This window comes from Achromobacter sp. 413638, assembly GCF_043119405.1.
Lineage (GTDB): Bacteria > Pseudomonadota > Gammaproteobacteria > Burkholderiales > Burkholderiaceae_B > Achromobacter.
On sequence record NZ_JBICCO010000008.1, the window covers coordinates 1 to 15,821 of the forward strand.

The 15,821-nt window shown below is 64.4% G+C and carries 16 protein-coding genes and 1 other RNA gene; 7 read left to right on the top strand and 10 right to left on the bottom strand.

Annotated features, from left to right (window positions below; genetic code table 11):
* Window positions 1-426: 426 nt before the first annotated feature.
* On the bottom strand, window positions 427-903 hold the full coding sequence (locus ACEU5R_RS05160; RefSeq protein ID WP_103272480.1) for an Lrp/AsnC family transcriptional regulator: 477 nt from the start codon (window positions 901-903) through the stop codon (window positions 427-429).
* A 156-nt stretch (window positions 904-1,059) separates the two neighbouring features.
* Here ACEU5R_RS05160 and hppD point away from each other — a divergent pair, with 156 nt between their 5' ends.
* Complete coding sequence (gene hppD, locus ACEU5R_RS05165) at window positions 1,060-2,172, top strand: 4-hydroxyphenylpyruvate dioxygenase (protein ID WP_103272479.1); 1,113 nt, start codon at window positions 1,060-1,062, stop codon at window positions 2,170-2,172.
* 114 nt (window positions 2,173-2,286) lie between these two features.
* On the opposite strand, the gene msrA is transcribed toward hppD, so the two are convergent.
* The 3 genes from msrA to ilvD all read right to left on the bottom strand — a co-directional run bounded on the left by msrA (window position 2,287) and on the right by ilvD (window position 4,927).
* Window positions 2,287-2,841, bottom strand: a complete 555-nt coding sequence (gene msrA, locus ACEU5R_RS05170) for a peptide-methionine (S)-S-oxide reductase MsrA (RefSeq protein WP_103272478.1) — start codon at window positions 2,839-2,841, stop codon at window positions 2,287-2,289.
* 78 nt (window positions 2,842-2,919) lie between these two features.
* The gene (locus tag ACEU5R_RS05175; RefSeq protein ID WP_392409341.1) at window positions 2,920-3,258 is read right to left on the bottom strand and encodes a c-type cytochrome; all 339 of its coding nucleotides are present in this window, start codon (window positions 3,256-3,258) and stop codon (window positions 2,920-2,922) included.
* A complete protein-coding gene (gene ilvD, locus ACEU5R_RS05180; RefSeq protein WP_392409342.1) occupies window positions 3,242-4,927 on the bottom strand; it encodes a dihydroxy-acid dehydratase in 1,686 nt (561 codons plus the stop codon). Before ilvD ends, ACEU5R_RS05175 begins: the two co-directional genes overlap by 17 nt.
* A 126-nt stretch (window positions 4,928-5,053) precedes the next feature.
* Here ilvD and lgt point away from each other — a divergent pair, with 126 nt between their 5' ends.
* Window positions 5,054-5,842 (top strand): prolipoprotein diacylglyceryl transferase, encoded by a 789-nt coding sequence (lgt, locus tag ACEU5R_RS05185; RefSeq protein WP_103272476.1) that lies wholly within the window; start codon window positions 5,054-5,056, stop codon window positions 5,840-5,842.
* Here lgt and ACEU5R_RS05190 read toward each other — a convergent pair.
* The 4 genes from ACEU5R_RS05190 to ACEU5R_RS05205 all read right to left on the bottom strand — a co-directional run bounded on the left by ACEU5R_RS05190 (window position 5,817) and on the right by ACEU5R_RS05205 (window position 7,637).
* Entirely contained in the window at window positions 5,817-6,581 is a 765-nt protein-coding gene (locus tag ACEU5R_RS05190; protein WP_103272475.1) for an SIMPL domain-containing protein, read from the bottom strand. The two genes, lgt and ACEU5R_RS05190, sit on opposite strands and share 26 nt — an antisense overlap.
* Before the next feature lie 73 nt (window positions 6,582-6,654).
* Window positions 6,655-6,839: non-coding RNA, 6S RNA (ssrS, locus tag ACEU5R_RS05195), on the bottom strand.
* A 40-nt stretch (window positions 6,840-6,879) separates the two neighbouring features.
* Window positions 6,880-7,191 (bottom strand): cell division protein ZapA, encoded by a 312-nt coding sequence (locus tag ACEU5R_RS05200; RefSeq protein ID WP_103272474.1) that lies wholly within the window; start codon window positions 7,189-7,191, stop codon window positions 6,880-6,882.
* Window positions 7,191-7,637, bottom strand: coding sequence for a hypothetical protein (locus ACEU5R_RS05205; protein ID WP_392409343.1), 447 nt, complete (start codon window positions 7,635-7,637; stop codon window positions 7,191-7,193). The genes ACEU5R_RS05200 and ACEU5R_RS05205 overlap by 1 nt, the downstream gene beginning before the upstream one ends.
* 496 nt (window positions 7,638-8,133) lie before the next feature.
* Between ACEU5R_RS05205 and ACEU5R_RS05210 the strand changes: the two genes are divergently transcribed.
* The 4 genes from ACEU5R_RS05210 (at window position 8,134) to ACEU5R_RS05225 (ending at window position 12,861) form a co-directional block, all read left to right on the top strand.
* Window positions 8,134-8,598 carry a tripartite tricarboxylate transporter TctB family protein gene (locus ACEU5R_RS05210; RefSeq protein WP_103272472.1) on the top strand — a complete coding sequence of 155 codons (465 nt, stop codon included), beginning with the start codon at window positions 8,134-8,136 and terminating at the stop codon, window positions 8,596-8,598.
* Between the two features lie 13 nt (window positions 8,599-8,611).
* Window positions 8,612-10,117: a tripartite tricarboxylate transporter permease gene (locus tag ACEU5R_RS05215; RefSeq protein ID WP_103272471.1), complete on the top strand. Its 1,506-nt coding sequence runs from the start codon at window positions 8,612-8,614 to the stop codon at window positions 10,115-10,117.
* A 181-nt stretch (window positions 10,118-10,298) separates the two neighbouring features.
* Window positions 10,299-11,903 (top strand): gamma-glutamyltransferase family protein, encoded by a 1,605-nt coding sequence (locus ACEU5R_RS05220; RefSeq protein WP_392409344.1) that lies wholly within the window; start codon window positions 10,299-10,301, stop codon window positions 11,901-11,903.
* Window positions 11,904-11,955: 52 nt separating this feature from the next.
* Window positions 11,956-12,861 (top strand): NAD(P)-dependent oxidoreductase, encoded by a 906-nt coding sequence (locus ACEU5R_RS05225; RefSeq protein ID WP_103272469.1) that lies wholly within the window; start codon window positions 11,956-11,958, stop codon window positions 12,859-12,861.
* Window positions 12,862-12,978: 117 nt separating this feature from the next.
* Here the strand turns inward: ACEU5R_RS05225 and ACEU5R_RS05230 are convergent, their stop codons facing one another.
* Complete coding sequence (locus tag ACEU5R_RS05230; protein WP_392409345.1) at window positions 12,979-13,611, bottom strand: FMN-dependent NADH-azoreductase; 633 nt, start codon at window positions 13,609-13,611, stop codon at window positions 12,979-12,981.
* A 205-nt stretch (window positions 13,612-13,816) separates the two neighbouring features.
* Between ACEU5R_RS05230 and ACEU5R_RS05235 the strand changes: the two genes are divergently transcribed.
* On the top strand, window positions 13,817-14,758 hold the full coding sequence (locus tag ACEU5R_RS05235) for a LysR family transcriptional regulator (protein ID WP_103272467.1): 942 nt from the start codon (window positions 13,817-13,819) through the stop codon (window positions 14,756-14,758).
* Between the two features lie 123 nt (window positions 14,759-14,881).
* On the opposite strand, the gene ACEU5R_RS05240 is transcribed toward ACEU5R_RS05235, so the two are convergent.
* Window positions 14,882-15,811: a 2-hydroxyacid dehydrogenase gene (locus ACEU5R_RS05240; protein ID WP_392409346.1), complete on the bottom strand. Its 930-nt coding sequence runs from the start codon at window positions 15,809-15,811 to the stop codon at window positions 14,882-14,884.
* Window positions 15,812-15,821 lie beyond the last annotated feature (10 nt).

The window sequence follows — 15,821 nt, forward strand, 5'->3', positions numbered from 1 at the left end:
TCGAAGAACCTCGTTTGCCGCTGCGGCAGATCGCTGAAAAAACCAACAACCCGTTGCGTCCTGCTTGGCTTCGCGGTTCAGAAAACTGCTTGAACTGCGAAGGAGCGAGACTATAGCACGGAATTTGAATCTGTGTCGCCGCTATGACACCTTTTTTGCAGAAACATGAAAAATATGGGGGACGATCCCTGATTTGACCAGCGGATCTGTCGCGAACGCCCTGCCCAACGGCATCACAGGCTGCTACTACCTACTCTGGGTCGCCCAGAGCCCCCTCTGTACCTACCTATATATATAGGTAGATAGTGAATGGCGCCTCTCTATATAGAAGGAAGCGCATTCCTGACCCAGCCGGCCGGCCGCGCGCACCGGCTCGGGACGCATTCCCTGAAGAAGCTAACCGTCCCCCAATGGCTCTTCCCCGACCTACAAGCGCAGTTCCGTTGTCTCCTTGATCTGCTGTAGCGCGAAGAAGGAACGCATGTCCACCACGGCGGGATGCCGCATCAGCGTGTCCATAGCGAATCGGGAGAAATGCGCCAGGTCAGCCACCTGGATACGCAGCAGATAGTCCATGTCCCCCGACATGGCATAGCACTCCACCACCTCGGGCCAGAGCTGCACGTCGCGGGCAAAGTCGCTCATCGGTGCGTGACTGGACCCGCTGTACTTGTTGAGCCGGATGTTCACATAGGCCAGCAGGCCCAATCCAACTTTGCCAGCGTCGATCAGCGCGACGTATTTCTTGATGAACCCCTTCTCCTCCAGGCGCCGAACCCGGCGCAGGCACGGGCTGGGCGACAGAGAAACGCGGTCTGCCAGCTCCTGGTTGCTGAGCCTGCCATCGCGCTGCAACTCGGCAAGAATCCTGATATCTGTCCTATCCAGTTCATTGTCAGACATTTTCAACCCTTAAATTTCCAAGTACGGCAATTTAATTGCCGAGACTACTGCCTTTCGCAGCATGTTTGCAATAGTCTGCCTGCCTTTCCTACCTACAATCTCCAGCCTAGACTTGAAGAACAAGTCGTCCGCAAAACGATGCAAGGGAGCAGACTTATGAGCAGCGCTTTCCAACCCTGGGACAACCCGATGGGCACCGCCGGGTTCGAGTTCATTGAATATGCCGCGCCGGACCCCGCCGCGCTGCGCAAGGTGTTTGAACTGCTGGGCTTCAAGGCCATCGCCAAGCACCGCCACAAGGACGTGACGCTGTATCGCCAGGGCGGCGTCAACTTCCTGATCAATGCCGAGCCGGATTCTTTCGCGCAACGTTTCGCCCGTCTGCACGGTCCGTCGATCTGTGCCATCGGATTCCGCGTCCAGGACGCCGCCAAGGCCTACAAGCGCGCACTGGAACTGGGCGCCTGGGGCTTCGACTCGCACAGCGGCCCGATGGAGCTGAACATTCCCGCCATCAAGGGCATCGGCGATTCGCTGATCTACCTGGTGGACCGTTGGGCCGGCAAGGAAGGCCACGGGGGCATCGGCGACATCAGCATCTATGACGTGGACTTCGTGCCGCTGGACGTAGAAAACGCCCAGGCCGACCTGAACCACCGCGGCGCGGGCCTGACGCTGGTGGACCACCTGACGCACAACGTGCACAAGGGCCGCATGGCCGAATGGTCGGAGTTCTACGAGCGCCTGTTCAACTTCCGCGAAGTGCGCTATTTCGACATCGAAGGCAAGGTCACGGGCGTGAAGTCCAAGGCCATGACCTCGCCGTGCGGCAATATCCGCATTCCGATCAATGAGGAAGGCACGGACGAGAAGGGCCAGATCCAGGAGTACCTGGACCTGTACCGCGGCGAAGGCATCCAGCATATCGCCATGGCGACCGACGATATCTACGGCACGGTCGAAGCGCTGCGCCAGAACGGCGTGGTGTTCCTGGATACGCCCGAGACCTACTACGAACTGCTGGACCGCCGCCTGCCGAACCACGGCGAGGACGTGTCACGCCTGCAGAAGAACCGCATCCTGCTCGACGGCGCCCCCGGCGGCGGCCTGCTGCTGCAGATCTTCACCGAGAACCAGATCGGCCCGATCTTCTTCGAAATCATCCAGCGCAAGGGCAACGACGGCTTCGGCGAAGGCAACTTCAAGGCCCTGTTCGAATCGATCGAACTGGACCAGATGCGCCGCGGCGTACTGAAAACGGTGGAATAAGCACCCGCTCTTCCCCTGTCGGCGCCGCCGCTCGGGCGGTAGCGCCGGCCTTGAAACCTCGCCAAGCGGCGAGGTTTTTTTTTCGCCGGATGCGGAACCGGCGGGCCCATCGGCTCAGCGCTGCAGGCGATCCTGGAATTGCTTGCGGAACTTCGCCACCTTCGGCGCGATGACGAACTGGCAATAGCCCTGTTCCGGATGCAGCTCAAAATAGTTGCGATGGTAGTCCTCGGCCGGCCAGAACGTCGCCGGCGCCAACAGCTTGGTCACGATGGGCGCATCATAGATTTTCTGCGCATCGACCTCGGCGATGACGGCCTGGGCCTGTTCGCGCTGGGTTTCGTTCTGCCAGAAAATCGCGGACTCGTATTGCGGACCGACATCGTTGCCCTGACGACCCGGCGTGGTGGGATCATGCGTGGCAAAAAAGACGCGCAGCAGATCGCCATAAGACAGCACTGCCGGATCGAATTCGACGCGTGCCACTTCGATATGGCCGGTATCCTTGCGGCAGACCTGCTCATAGGATGGCTGGTCAACGTGGCCGCCGCTATAGCCCGGCAGCACGCTGACAACCCCGCGCAGGTCGGTCAGTACCGCCTCGACGCACCAAAAGCAACCGCCACCTAGGACGGCGACTTCCTTTCCAGGAGATGCTTGTTCTGCCATGACGGCTCCTTCCATAGGAAAAACGGGCAGACCGCCCGGCCCGGCCGTCACACGACCGGGCGAATAGATGAATAGAGACTACTGCTTGGCGGGCGCCAGCGACAAGATCCATTCGGCCAGCTGGCGCGCATCTTCGGCGCTGACCTGCGTCTGGGCCGGCATGGGCACGGCTCCCCAGGCGCCGCGACCGCCGCCCCGGATCTTGCCAGCCAGATAATCCACCATGGCATCGCCCTGGCCGGCATAGCGCTCGGCCACGCTCTTCAAAGGCGGACCGACGCGCTTGGCCTCGACCTGGTGGCAAGCCATACAGGCCTTGCTCTTGGCCAGGTCCAATCCGGTGGTCTGCGCCTGCGCCGCGGCGGCCGCGCCCAGCACGCTGATCACGGCGGCCATCAAACTACGCTTCAAATGCATCGGTTACTGCCCCACGGCTCGCGGTGCTGGCGAGCTTGCCGAACTTGGCAAGCACACCGCGTGTATAACGCGGCTTGGGCTGGACCCAGGCCTGGCGACGGGCCGCCATTTCCTCGTCGCTGACATTGAGCTGCAGCAGCAGCTGATGGGCATCGATGGTAACCGAATCGCCCTCGCGGATCAGCGCGATCGGGCCGCCGACGAAGGCTTCCGGCGCGACGTGCCCGACCACCATGCCCCAGGTGCCGCCGGAAAAACGACCGTCGGTGATCAGGCCGACGGTCTCGCCCAGCCCCTGCCCGACCAACGCCGACGTTGGCGCCAGCATCTCGCGCATCCCCGGGCCGCCCTTGGGGCCTTCATAGCGAATCACCACCACGTCGCCATGCTGAATCCTGCGGGCCATGATGGCCTCCATGGCATCGTCCTCGGAGTCGAACACGCGGGCCGGCCCGGTGATGACCGGGTTCTTCAGGCCGGTGATCTTGGCCACGCAGCCTTCCGGCGACAGATTGCCCTTCAGGATGGCGAGGTGGCCCTGCGGATAGAGCGCGCGGTCCAGCGGCATGATGACGTCCTGGTCGGCGCGCGGCGCGTCGGGCACATCCACCAGTGTTTCGGCGATGGTCTTGCCGGTGATGGTGATGCAATCGCCATGCAGCAGGCCCGCATTCAACAACAGCTTCATGACCTGCGGAATGCCGCCGGCGCGGTGCAGATCCGTCGCGACGTAACGTCCGGAAGGTTTCAGGTCGCACAGCACCGGCGCGCGCTGGCGGATGCGCTCGAAGTCATCGATAGTCCATGGCACTTCAGCCGCATGGGCAATGGCCAGGAAATGCAGCACGGCATTGGTGGAACCGCCCGTGGCCATGATAACCGACACGGCGTTTTCGATGGATTCGCGGGTGATGATGTCGCGCGGCCGCAGCCCGCGCCTGACGGCATCCACCAGCACGCGCGCCGACTCCGCCGCCGAGACGACCTTTTCCTCGTCCTCGTTGGCCATGGTGCTGGAGTAAGGCAGACTCATGCCCATGGCCTCGAAGGCCGAGCTCATGGTGTTGGCCGTGTACATGCCGCCACAGGAACCGGAGCCCGGAATGGCGCATTTCTCGATCTGCTTGAAATCGGTCTCGTCCATGCGGCCCATGGTGTACTCGCCCACTGCCTCGAACACGGAAACGATGGTCAGGTCCTTGCCCTGGTAGCGGCCCGGCTTGATGGTGCCACCATAGACGTAGATGCCGGGCACGTTCATGCGCGCCAGCGCGATCATGCCGCCGGGCATGTTCTTGTCGCAGCCGCCGATGACGACCACGCCATCCATCCACTGGCCCTGGGCCGCGGTCTCGATACAGTCCGCGATGACTTCGCGCGACACCAGCGAATACTTCATGCCCTCGGTGCCCATGGACATGCCGTCCGAGATGGTCGGCGTGCCGAACACCTGCGGATTCGCCTTCGCCCGACGGATGGCGTCGATGGCGGCGTCGGCCAGCCGTTGCAGACCGCTATTGCACGGCGTGATGGTGGAATGGCCGTTGGCGACCCCGATCATGGGATTGTCGAAGTCGGCTTCCTGGTAGCCCAGCGCGTAATACATGGCGCGGTTGGGCGCCCGCGCGACGCCATGAGTGATATGGCGGGAACGTTCGTTGTTCGGCATGGTCTGGTCTCCTGACGACCGCCACGGCGCGCGGCGGCAAAGCCGGATAAGGGCGGACCCGCGCGGGCACGCCGTGCTGCAGGCTCGCCGGTTATTATCATTCAACTTCATTCTGCCGGGCGGAACATGCTGCAATATCCCGAATTCGATCCCGTTGCCTTGCGGATCGGCCCCGTCGCCATCCACTGGTACGGCCTGATGTATCTGGTGGGCTTCGCCCTGGTCTACCTGCTGGGCCGGCGCCGCATCCAGAGCGGCCACACCACGACGCTGACCACCCGCGACCTCGAAGACGTGATCTTCTACAGCGTGCTGGGCGTGGTGCTGGGCGGCCGGCTGGGATATGTGCTGTTCTACAAGCCGTCGTACTACCTGTCGCACCCGCTGGAAGTGCTGTATCTGTGGGAAGGCGGCATGTCCTTCCACGGCGGCCTGATCGGCGTGATCCTGGTGATGTTCCTGTTCGCACGCAAGAAGGGCCTGCCCTTCTTCGCCATCAGCGATTTCATCGCCCCGATGATTCCGCTGGGCCTGGGATTCGGCCGCCTGGGAAACTTCATCAACGGTGAACTCTGGGGCCGGCCGAGCGACGTGCCCTGGGCCATGGTGTTCCCGCAAAGCGGCGACGGCCTGGCGCGCCATCCGTCCCAGCTCTATGAGCTGGGCCTGGAAGGCATCGTGCTGTTTGCACTGATGTGGTGGTTTTCCAGCAAGCCGCGGCCCCTGGGACAGGTGAGCGCGGTCTTCCTGATCGGCTACGGAACGTTCCGCTTCCTGGTGGAATTCACCCGCGAGCCGGACAACTTCCTGGGCCTGCTCGCGGGCGGACTGAGCATGGGACAGTGGCTGTCCCTGCCGATGGTGGCGCTGGGCGCCATCCTGTTCAGCCTTACTGCAAAACGATCGTCCCGTTGACGGCGACGCTGACCGTCACTTCACCGGATTCCAGGGGAACGTCCGCGCTGTAGGCGGCGCCGCCCCCGGCGTCCTTGGCCATCGCCATCATGCGCGGCATCGGGCCAGGGCCGCCGGAGCCGCCAAGCTCAAGCTTGCTCAGGCGGTAGCCCGAAAATCCAAAAGCGTTGGCGGCGGCCAGCGCCCGGTCCTTGAAGGCTTGCGCCGCTTCCTTGAGCAGCTTGCGCTCCTCGGCCTCGCGCGCAGCGCGCGACAACGAGAAACTAATGCTGGAGATCGCGGTCTTGTCCGACAGCTTCGACGCCAGCGCGGCGGCGGCCTCGAAATCCTTGGACTCCAGGATTACTTCGCCCTGCCCGCGCCAGCCGGCGATCTTGCCCTTGCTGCCGGTATTGGGCCAGACGTTGTAATTACCCGTGCGCACTTCGACGCCCTTGGTGTCGCGCGCCCGCTTGACCACGTCGTCCAGCAGCGCACTGAGCTTCTTGCCCGTAGCCGGCTGGTCCGCCCCCTCCACCTCGGCAGCCAGCGCGATACGCACCGTGTCCTGCTTGACTTCGGATGACGCGGTGGCTTGCAGGCTCAGTTCGGGCGAGCGGTTGGCGGCGGCCTCGGCGGGCGCCGGCGACGCGGCCGGAGCCTGCGTTTGAGCGAAGACGGGCTGCGCCACGGAAATGGCGGCCACGGCGGCGCATGCCGCGCTGAGCCTGGTCAGCGTAGTAACGGTGTTTTTGAGCATGAACTGGTCCTAGGAGGGAGGACGATGGGAGGCACCCGAGGCGGACCTGCGCTCATGGCAGGCCCGCTGGGATAGATGCCCCGCCTGTGCCGTCTAGGCCGGCATCTCGAACCCTGAGGTTCAAGGTGGTCGCGTTCCGAGGAGCTTCGGGTTCGTCTACGAGAGACAATCACACCTGCTCCGCACTCCCGCAACCAATATGCCATAAGACATAGGTTCAGAGAATGTATGGCCAGGTCACGAGCACGGCAGGGACAAACTGAAAAAACAGACGGCACCAGGTGCCGGTACTAGAACGTCAGAGCAGCTTTTCCTGGCCCGAGAGGGCGTCGTCCAGCGTCGCGTTCATGTCCTCGATTCTACGCTTGAAGTCGCCGACCGCCAAACCGCCCAGCGGACCGTCGGGCGCTTTCATGGCCAGCAGCTCGCCAGCGATCTGCAGCGCGGCCATGACAGCGATGCGTTCGTTGCTGGAAACCTTGCCCGTGCCCTGGATGCGCAGCATGAGCTGGTCGACATGGCGAACCGCCGCGACCAGCGTGGGTTTTTCCTCGGACGAGCACGCCAGGGAATAGTCGCGCCCCAATATGGTTACGTCTACGCGTTCCATCAGTGTTGCTCCCCAGCCGGCGCGCCCGGCAAGCGGGCCAGCACGGCGTCGATGCGCTCGCGCGCGGCCACGGCCGCGACGCGCAAGCGCTGCAATTCGGTGTCACGGTTTTGCAGGTTGCCCTGCAGTTCCGCTTCGCGGGCCGTGAAGCGCGCTTCGAGCGCCTGACGCTCGGACGTTTCGCGGGCCAGCTGTTCGCGCAGGGCGGTTTCCGCGCGCTGGGCCTCGGCCAGCATCGAGGAAACTTCTCCGTCGTGGTCCTGCAGCTTGGCCTGCAGGGCAACGATTTCAGCCTCGCGTTCGGCGGCGCGCTGCTTGAGCGCGCGTTGCTCGGCTTCGGCGTCGTTCAGGCGCAGGCGCAGCGCGTCGCGCTCGGAGTGCAGGTGCCGGGTGCGTTGCACCAGTTGCCCGATACGGGCAGCGAGTTGGTCTAGGTCTTGCAGCATGGGCGCTATCGTAAACCATCCAGGGGTGATCCGGGCTACTACACGCAAGGTGAGAAACCCAGCAATATTCAGTAGGAAATCAGGGGCTGCGATTCATGGGCATGAAGCGAGCGGCCGGCACGTTAACCGATTCCCGGTCAGCCAGGAAAGTCCCTCGCATGCGAAAGCCGCCATCCTTCCGATCGTCTGCTTTCGCATTTCTTTCTATAAACTTTCACTTTGCTTTCAATCAGCCCACAAACCTCCTGACCCGTTACATCTCGGGATCAGGAGTTCCCCAATTTTAGGGAAAACCCCAGGCTTTCACCTAGCTTACAGGGTTTGCATCGTGCCGGGCGTCAATTACCATTCGCCCTTTCAAGAAGGCACTCCCAAGCTTTCAATACATAACTAATGGCACGCCGGAGTGCCTTTTTTGTGCCTGTCACTTGCCTTTCGGCGACCCGACAGACCACAAGCTTTTTTCTACATGCTGTAAACAGGAGCCAACCACATCATGCAGCTACGCAATCGACAGGATTTCTGGTCGGGGGTGATGTTCATCATCCTCGGGCTGGGATTCGCCTGGCAGGCCAGCAGCTACCAAATGGGTACTGCCGCCCGCATGGGCCCAGGGTATTTTCCTTTCTGGCTCGGCATCGTGCTGGCGTTGTTGGGCGCCGTGGTGTTGCTCGGCGCGCTGTCCAAGAAAGCCGAGGAAACGCATGTCGACAAGTTCGACTGGCGCATCGTGTTCCTCGTGGTGGGCTCGGTCGTCGTGTACGGCCTGGTGCTCAAGCTCCTGGGCGTGTACATCTCCGTCTTCATCCTGGTCCTCATCAGCAGCCTGGCCAGCCATGAATTCAGCCTGAAGGTCGCCGTCGCCAATGGCATCTTCCTGGTGGTCTTCACCTACTTGGCGTTCATCAAGGGGCTGGGGCTGATTTTCCCGCTGTGGCCGTCGTTTCTGGGTATGAATTGAGGAGCTAACGGCCATGGAATTGTTTGACAACCTGATGCTGGGTTTCACGGTCGCGTTCACGCCCGAGAACCTGCTGTACGCGCTGCTGGGCTGCGTCCTGGGCACCCTGATCGGCGTGTTGCCGGGCATCGGCCCGGTCCCGACCATCGCAATGCTGCTGCCGATCACCTACGTGCTGCCACCGGTGGCCGGCCTGATCATGCTGGCCGGCATTTACTACGGCGCCCAGTACGGCGGATCCACCACGGCCATCCTGGTGGCGCTGCCTGGGGAAACCTCCGCGGTGGTGACCGTGCTGGACGGACACCAGATGGCCCGTAACGGCCGCGCCGGCGCCGCCCTGGCGATCGCCGCCCTGGGTTCGTTCTTCGCCGGCTGCGTGGCCACGCTGCTGCTGGCCGCCTTCGCGCCCCCGCTGGCCGAAGTCGCCTTCAAGTTCGGTCCCGCCGAATACTTCTCGCTGATGTGCCTGGGCCTGGTGGGCGCCGTGGTGTTGGCCTCGGGCTCGCTGCCCAAGGCCATCGCCATGATCATCCTGGGCCTGTTGCTGGGCATGGTCGGCACCGACGTCAACTCGGGCGTGGCCCGCTTCGACTTCGGCGTGCCGGAACTGCAGGACGGCATCGACTTCGCCATCGTGGCCATGGGCGTGTTCGGCTTCGCCGAAATCATGACCAACCTCGAGCAGAAGGAAAACCGCGTCGACATCACCGACAAGATCGGCTCGCTGTACCCCAACAAGCAGGAGTTCAAGGAATCGTATCCCGCGGTGCTCCGCGGCACGGCCCTGGGCTCTGCGCTGGGCATCCTGCCGGGCGGTGGCGCCGTGCTGTCGTCGTTCGCGTCGTACACGCTGGAAAAGAAGATCTCGCGCAATCCGGAACGCTTCGGCAAGGGCCATCCGGCCGGCCTGGCCGGCCCGGAATCGGCCAACAACGCCGCCGCGCAGACCTCGTTCATCCCGCTGCTGACGCTGGGCATCCCCGGTAACGCCGTGATGGCGCTGATGGTCGGCGCGATGACGATTCACAACATCCAGCCGGGTCCGCAGGTCATGACCAGCCACCCGCAGCTGTTCTGGGGCCTGATCGCCTCCATGTGGATCGGCAACCTGATGCTGGTGGTGCTGAACCTGCCGCTGATCGGCCTGTGGGTCAAGCTGCTGAAGGTGCCTTACCGCATCCTGTTCCCCGCCATCCTGGTGTTCTGCACGATCGGCGTCTACTCCCTCAACTACAACCCATTCGACGTGTTCACCACCGCCATGTTCGGCATCGTGGGCTACGTCTGGTCGAAGTTGAAGTGCGAAGGCGCGCCGCTGCTGCTCGGCCTGGTGCTGGGCCCGATGATGGAAGAGAACTTCCGCCGCGCCCTGCTGCTGTCGCGCGGCGACTTCACCACCTTCATCACGCGCCCCCTGTCGGCCTCGCTGCTGGCGATCGCGGTCTTCCTGGTGATCCTGGTCGCCCTGCCCGCGATCCGCAAGAAGCGCGAACAGACGTTCGTCGAAGAAGACTGACGCAGGACGCTGCCGCCTCGCGGCGGTCCTTGTGCACAAGAGCCCCCGGCCCGTCCGGGGGCTTTTTTTCGTCGAAATTTGACCCTTTAAAAGCAACCAAGAACTACAACAAACTACAAACTGTCGTAGAACCGTTTTCTTCTACGTTAAGCTACGGGTTTACCCCACGCGATCGTTCGACATGAATTTCGACTGGAACAACCCCTATCCCACCACGCGGATTCCGGTGTTCGCCCGCAATGTCGTCGCCACCTCGCAACCCCTGGCCGCCCAGGCCGGGCTGCGTGTCCTGGCCAGTGGCGGCAATGCGGTGGACGCCGCCATCGCCGCGGCCGCGACGCTGGCCATCGTCGAGCCTGTCAGCAACGGGCTAGGGTCGGATTGCTTTGCCATCGTCTGGGACGGTTCCCGGTTGCATGGCCTGAATGCATCCGGCCCGGCGCCGGGCGCGTGGAACCTGGATTACTTCCGCCGCAAGCACCAGGGCGCGATTCCGATGCGGGGCTGGGACAGCGTGACCGTGCCGGGCTGTGTGGCCGGCTGGGCTGCGCTGCATGACAAGCTGGGCAAGCTGTCCTTCGGCGACGTGCTGGCGCCAGCCATCGAATATGCCGAGCGCGGCTATGCCGTAACACCCGTCGTGCAACGCAAATGGGCCGCGCAGGCCGACATCCTGCAGCCCCAGCCCGGCTTTGCCGCGCACTTCATGCCGCGCGGTCGCGCTCCCCAGGTCGGCGAGCACTTCGTGCTGCAAGGCGCCGCGGCGACCCTGCGCCGCATCGCCGCCAGCGCGGGCCGGGATTTCTATGAGGGCGAGACCGCCCACAAACTCGTGGCCCACGCGCAGGCGCACGAAGCCGCGCTGACCCTGGCGGACCTGCGGGACTACGCGCCGGAATGGGTTACGCCCATCAGCCAGGCCTATCGCGGCCACACGTTGCACCAGATTCCTCCGAACGGGCAAGGCATCGCGGCGTTGATCGCGCTTGGCATCCTGCAGCATTTCGACCTGGCCGCGCGCCCCATCGATCATCCGGAAACGCAGCACCTGATGATCGAGGCCATGAAGCTGGCCTTCGCCGACGTCTACGCCCACGTGGCCGACGCACGGCACATGCAGGTGCCGCCTGAACAGATGCTGCAGGCGGACTACCTGGCCTCGCGAGCGCGGCTCATCGATCCGAGTATCGCCCAAGCCTACGGCACGGGCCATTCGCCCCAGGGCGGCACGGTCTACCTCACCGCCGCCGATCGCAGCGGCATGATGGTGAGCTTCATCCAGTCCAATTACATGGGCTTCGGCTCGGGCGTGGTCGTGCCGGGCACCGGCGTCAGCCTGCAGAACCGCGGCTACTGTTTCGGCCTGGACCCCGAGCATCCCAATGTGGTGGCCGGCGGCAAGCGGCCCTTCCACACCATCATCCCGGGCTTTCTGATGCGCGACGGCGCGCCGGTGATGAGCTTCGGCGTCATGGGCGGCAACATGCAACCCCAGGGACAGTTGCAGACCCTGGTGCGCATGCTGGACTACGGCCAGCAGCCGCAGGCGGCCTGCGATGCGCCCCGCTGGAAATGGAACAGCGGTCTGACCGTGGACGTCGAGCCCGCCCTGGGCGCGAGCATGGCCGAAGGGCTGCGCGCGCGTGGCCATGTCCTGGAAGGATTGGACGACCCTTACATGGACTTCGGCTCCGGCCAGTTCATCTGGCGTCTGGGCGACCCGGCCGTGGACGGTTATGTCAGCGCCAGCGACAGCCGGCGCGACGGGCTGGCCGCCGGCTTTTGATTGCCCCGCTATTGCGGTAACGTTGCGGTTGAAAACAACCGGAGTTCCCTGCATGGCATCGATCGGTACCAAGAGCTACGACGCGGTCGTGGCTCAGAAAGTCGCATTCCTCGGCCTGGGCGTCATGGGCCTGCCCATGGCCGGCCATCTGGCGCGCGCCGGCCACCACGTCACCGTCTATAACCGCACGCCCGCCAAGGCGCAGGCCTGGGCCTCCGAATTCGGCGGCCGCCATGCCGCCACGCCGCGCGAAGCAGTCGCGGGCGCCCAGATCGTGTTCGCCTGCGTCGGCAACGACGACGACCTGCGCAGCGTGGTGTTGGGCCCGGACGGCGCGTTCGCCGGCATGGCGCCGGGCGCGGTCTTCGTCGACCACACCACCGCCTCGGCGGACGTGGCCCGCGAGCTGTACGTGCAAGCCAAGGAACTGGGACTGAACTTCATCGACGCGCCGGTTTCCGGCGGCCAGGCCGGCGCCGTGAATGGCGCGCTGACCATCATGTGCGGCGGCGAGCAGGCAGTCTTCGACGCCATCAAGCCGGTGGCCCAGGCCTTCGGGCGCGCCGTCACGCGGGTGGGAGCCCCCGGCGCCGGCCAGCTTGCCAAGATGGTCAACCAGATCTGCATCGCAGGCATCGTGCAGGGCCTCTCGGAAGCCGTGGCTTTCGGCCAGGCGGCCGACCTCGACATGAAGCTGGTGCTGGACGTCATCAGCAAGGGCGCGGCGCAAAGCTGGCAGATGGAAAACCGTGGCGGCACCATGGTCGACGATAAATTCGACTTCGGCTTCGCGGTGGACTGGATGCGCAAGGACCTGGGCCTGGTACTGGCCGAAGCGCGCAACAACGGCGCCCGGTTGCCCTTGACCGCGCTGGTGGACCAGTTCTACGGCGATGTGCAGAAAATGGGCGGCGGCCGCTGGGATACGTCCAGCCTGATCAAGCGCCTGCGCGACTGACGCCGCGCCGCGTCTGCGTCCATGCGAAAGCGGGCCTGAGGCCCGCTTTTTTCATTGCCGATCGCACCTGGAAGAACGCCCCGTGGACCCGGCAGCACGCTACATGACGGACATCGCTCAAGCCGCCTGCAAGGCTGGCTGGACCGCGCCCGGCATCGACTCGTCGATCCGCTGCTTGGCCAGGGCCAGCCCTTCCATCGCGGCCAGCTCGCCCATCGCCAAGCCTTCAGCCGCGACAAACGTAACATCCGTCATCCCCATGAAGGCCAGCATCTGGCGCAGATAGGGCGTCATCGTATCGGCCGGCGTGCCTTCGGCCTTGCCGCCTCGGGAAGTCAGCACAAACACCTGCTTACCCTTGACCAGCCCTTCGGGCACGCCTTCCGGCGTATAACGGAACGTGACGCCAGCACGGGCCAGGTAGTCCAGGTAGCTTTTGAACTGCGCCGGCAAATTGAAGTTGTACACAGGCACGGCGAACACGATGCGATCCGCGGCCATCAGTTCCGCCACCAACGTGTCGCTCAGCTCAACGATGCGCTGCTGCTCCAGGCTGCGGGCGTCGGCGGGCGTGAACAGCGCGCCGGCGGTGGCGCCGTCGAAGTAAGGGATGGGTTCAGCGCCGATGTCGCGCAACGTGATGGATGCGCTCGGATCCGTCTGCTTGATGCGGGCGACCATGTGGTCGGCCAATTGCCGGCTCTTGGAACGGTCGCCGAGAATCGAGGAAAGAATCACCAGGGTTTTCATTGCAAATATCTCCGTAATTGCCCCGCCATGCCGCGGGTCGCCAGGGTCTGCAAGCGCCAGGCCCCAAGGCGCGGGGCCCGGGCCGGTCTGGCTCGCCGCCCGACGGGCGGTGGCAGATCCCGAACACATGGCCTCACTGTAGCGGGCATTATTAGCAACATAAACCCGGTTAACATGAACTGTTCGTTCCAAAGCTAGAACAATCATGCAAGATCTCAATGACCTGTACTACTTTTCCCAAGTCGTCGAGCAGGGCGGTTTCAGCGCCGCGGCCAGGGCGCTGGACATTCCCAAGTCGCGCCTGTCGCGGCGCATTTCACACCTGGAGGAAAGCCTGGGCGTGCGCCTGCTGCAGCGGACCACGCGGCGGCTGCGCCTGACGGCGGCGGGTGAGCGTTATCTGCACTACTGCAAGGAAATGGCCGCGTCGGCGCGCGCCGCCGACGACGCCATGCGTCAGCTGCAATCCGAGCCCGCCGGGCCGGTGGTCGTGAGTTGTCCCGTGTCCATCGCCCAGGACATCCTGGCGCCGCTGCTGCCAGAATTCCTGGATGCCTGGCCCGCGATCTCGGTGCAACTGCTGGTGTCCAACCGGCGCGTCGACCTGATCAGCGAAGGGGTGGACCTCGCGCTGCGGGTCCGCACCAAGCTCGACACGGACGCCGAACTGGTGGTGCGCCACCTGGGCACCGCGCGCGGCACGCTGGTCGCCAGCCCGGGCTACCTGCAACGTCACGGCGCGCCGGACACGCCCCAGGACCTGGCCGCCCACACCACGCTGAGCTTCAGCGACCCGCAGCACGAGGTGCGCTGGCCGCTGCGCAACGATAAGGGCGAAGAGGTCCACATCGAGCTCAAGCCCCAGCTGTCCTGCAACGACTTCATCGTGCTCGTCGAGGCCGCGGTGCGCGGGCGTGGCATCGCGCTGCTGCCGTCCATCGCCACGCAAGAGGAACTGCGCCGCGGCCAGCTGGTGCCCGTGCTGCCGCAATGGCAGTCGCCCGAAGGCATCGTGCACTGCATCTACCCCTCGCGGCGCGGCATGATGCCCGCCGTGCGCACGCTGCTGGATTTCCTGTCGCAACGCATCCCCGCCACCTACCAACGGCTGGAACGCGCGCCGTCGCCAGCGGTGGCGGCAGCGTAAGAAAACCGGGCCTGTCGCCTGACGCGGGCGCCGCGTCATCGGGATAGCGCGGATCCGGCCCTGCCGGTCCGCAGGCATGCCCTCTTGAGGGGGAAGCGCCAAAGGCGCTTCGAGGGTGGGCGATCAATAGCCGCGATTGCGCTCCACCACGCCGCTGATCGGCTCGCCACGCATCAGTTGCGCGACCTTGGCCGCGATCTGGGCGATGCTCTCGTCGCGCAACGTGCGCGCGGCGATGTGCGGCGTCACATGAACACGGGGATCGCGCCAGAAAGGATGGTCCTTCGGCAAGGGTTCGGTGCGGAACACGTCCAGCGTGGCGCCGGCGATCTCGCCCTCTTCCAGCATCTCGACCAAGTCTTCCTCGACCAGGTGGTCGCCGCGGCCGACGTTGACCAGGTGCGCGTCCGGCAACAGTTGCGACAAGGTATCGCGGTTGAGAATACCCACGGTATCCGGCGTCAGCGGCAGCACGTTCACCAGGAAGCGGGTGCGAGCCAGGAACGCCGGCAAGGCCTGCTCGCCAGCGTAGGATTGCACGCCGGGCAGATCCCTGGGCGTGCGCGACCAGCCGGCCACCGGATAGCCGAACCCGGCCAAGGTCTGCGCCACGCGCGCGCCCACCTGACCCAGTCCCAGCACGCCCACTGGCCAATCGGCCGGGCGCGTGCCTTCGCGCGTATCCCAATGCTGGCGCGCCTGAGCTTCGTCGAAGGCCTGGAAATCACGCGACACGCGCAGCAACGCATACAGCGCGTACTCCGCCATCTGCACCGACATGCCGGCATCTTCCAGCCGCACAATGCTGATTTGCGGCGGAATCTCTTTCATCTTGAGCAGCGCGTCCACGCCGGCGCCCAGGTTGAACAGCGTCCGGATGCCCTGTTCATGCGCGAACAACTCGGCTGGCGGACGCCATACCAGGGCGGCCTCGGCGCCGGAAGGCGGGCCTTCCGGGTCCCACACGGAAATGCGGCAACCGGGCATGGCGGCCTGCAGGCGCGGCACCCAGGCATCGGGATCGTGGAGCGGACAAGCGAAGAGAATATGCATGAAGGATCGT

Bases quoted from the DNA above. Each gene is read 5' to 3' on its own strand.
- ACEU5R_RS05160 (WP_103272480.1), bottom strand. From the start codon at position 903: ATGTCTGACAATGAACTGGATAGGACAGATATCAGGATTCTTGCCGAG.
- hppD (WP_103272479.1), top strand. From the start codon at position 1,060: ATGAGCAGCGCTTTCCAACCCTGGGACAACCCGATGGGCACCGCCGGG.
- msrA (WP_103272478.1), bottom strand. From the start codon at position 2,841: ATGGCAGAACAAGCATCTCCTGGAAAGGAAGTCGCCGTCCTAGGTGGC.
- ACEU5R_RS05175 (WP_392409341.1), bottom strand. From the start codon at position 3,258: ATGCATTTGAAGCGTAGTTTGATGGCCGCCGTGATCAGCGTGCTGGGC.
- ilvD (WP_392409342.1), bottom strand. From the start codon at position 4,927: ATGCCGAACAACGAACGTTCCCGCCATATCACTCATGGCGTCGCGCGG.
- lgt (WP_103272476.1), top strand. From the start codon at position 5,054: ATGCTGCAATATCCCGAATTCGATCCCGTTGCCTTGCGGATCGGCCCC.
- ACEU5R_RS05190 (WP_103272475.1), bottom strand. From the start codon at position 6,581: ATGCTCAAAAACACCGTTACTACGCTGACCAGGCTCAGCGCGGCATGC.
- ACEU5R_RS05200 (WP_103272474.1), bottom strand. From the start codon at position 7,191: ATGGAACGCGTAGACGTAACCATATTGGGGCGCGACTATTCCCTGGCG.
- ACEU5R_RS05205 (WP_392409343.1), bottom strand. From the start codon at position 7,637: ATGCTGCAAGACCTAGACCAACTCGCTGCCCGTATCGGGCAACTGGTG.
- ACEU5R_RS05210 (WP_103272472.1), top strand. From the start codon at position 8,134: ATGCAGCTACGCAATCGACAGGATTTCTGGTCGGGGGTGATGTTCATC.
- ACEU5R_RS05215 (WP_103272471.1), top strand. From the start codon at position 8,612: ATGGAATTGTTTGACAACCTGATGCTGGGTTTCACGGTCGCGTTCACG.
- ACEU5R_RS05220 (WP_392409344.1), top strand. From the start codon at position 10,299: ATGAATTTCGACTGGAACAACCCCTATCCCACCACGCGGATTCCGGTG.
- ACEU5R_RS05225 (WP_103272469.1), top strand. From the start codon at position 11,956: ATGGCATCGATCGGTACCAAGAGCTACGACGCGGTCGTGGCTCAGAAA.
- ACEU5R_RS05230 (WP_392409345.1), bottom strand. From the start codon at position 13,611: ATGAAAACCCTGGTGATTCTTTCCTCGATTCTCGGCGACCGTTCCAAG.
- ACEU5R_RS05235 (WP_103272467.1), top strand. From the start codon at position 13,817: ATGCAAGATCTCAATGACCTGTACTACTTTTCCCAAGTCGTCGAGCAG.
- ACEU5R_RS05240 (WP_392409346.1), bottom strand. From the start codon at position 15,811: ATGCATATTCTCTTCGCTTGTCCGCTCCACGATCCCGATGCCTGGGTG.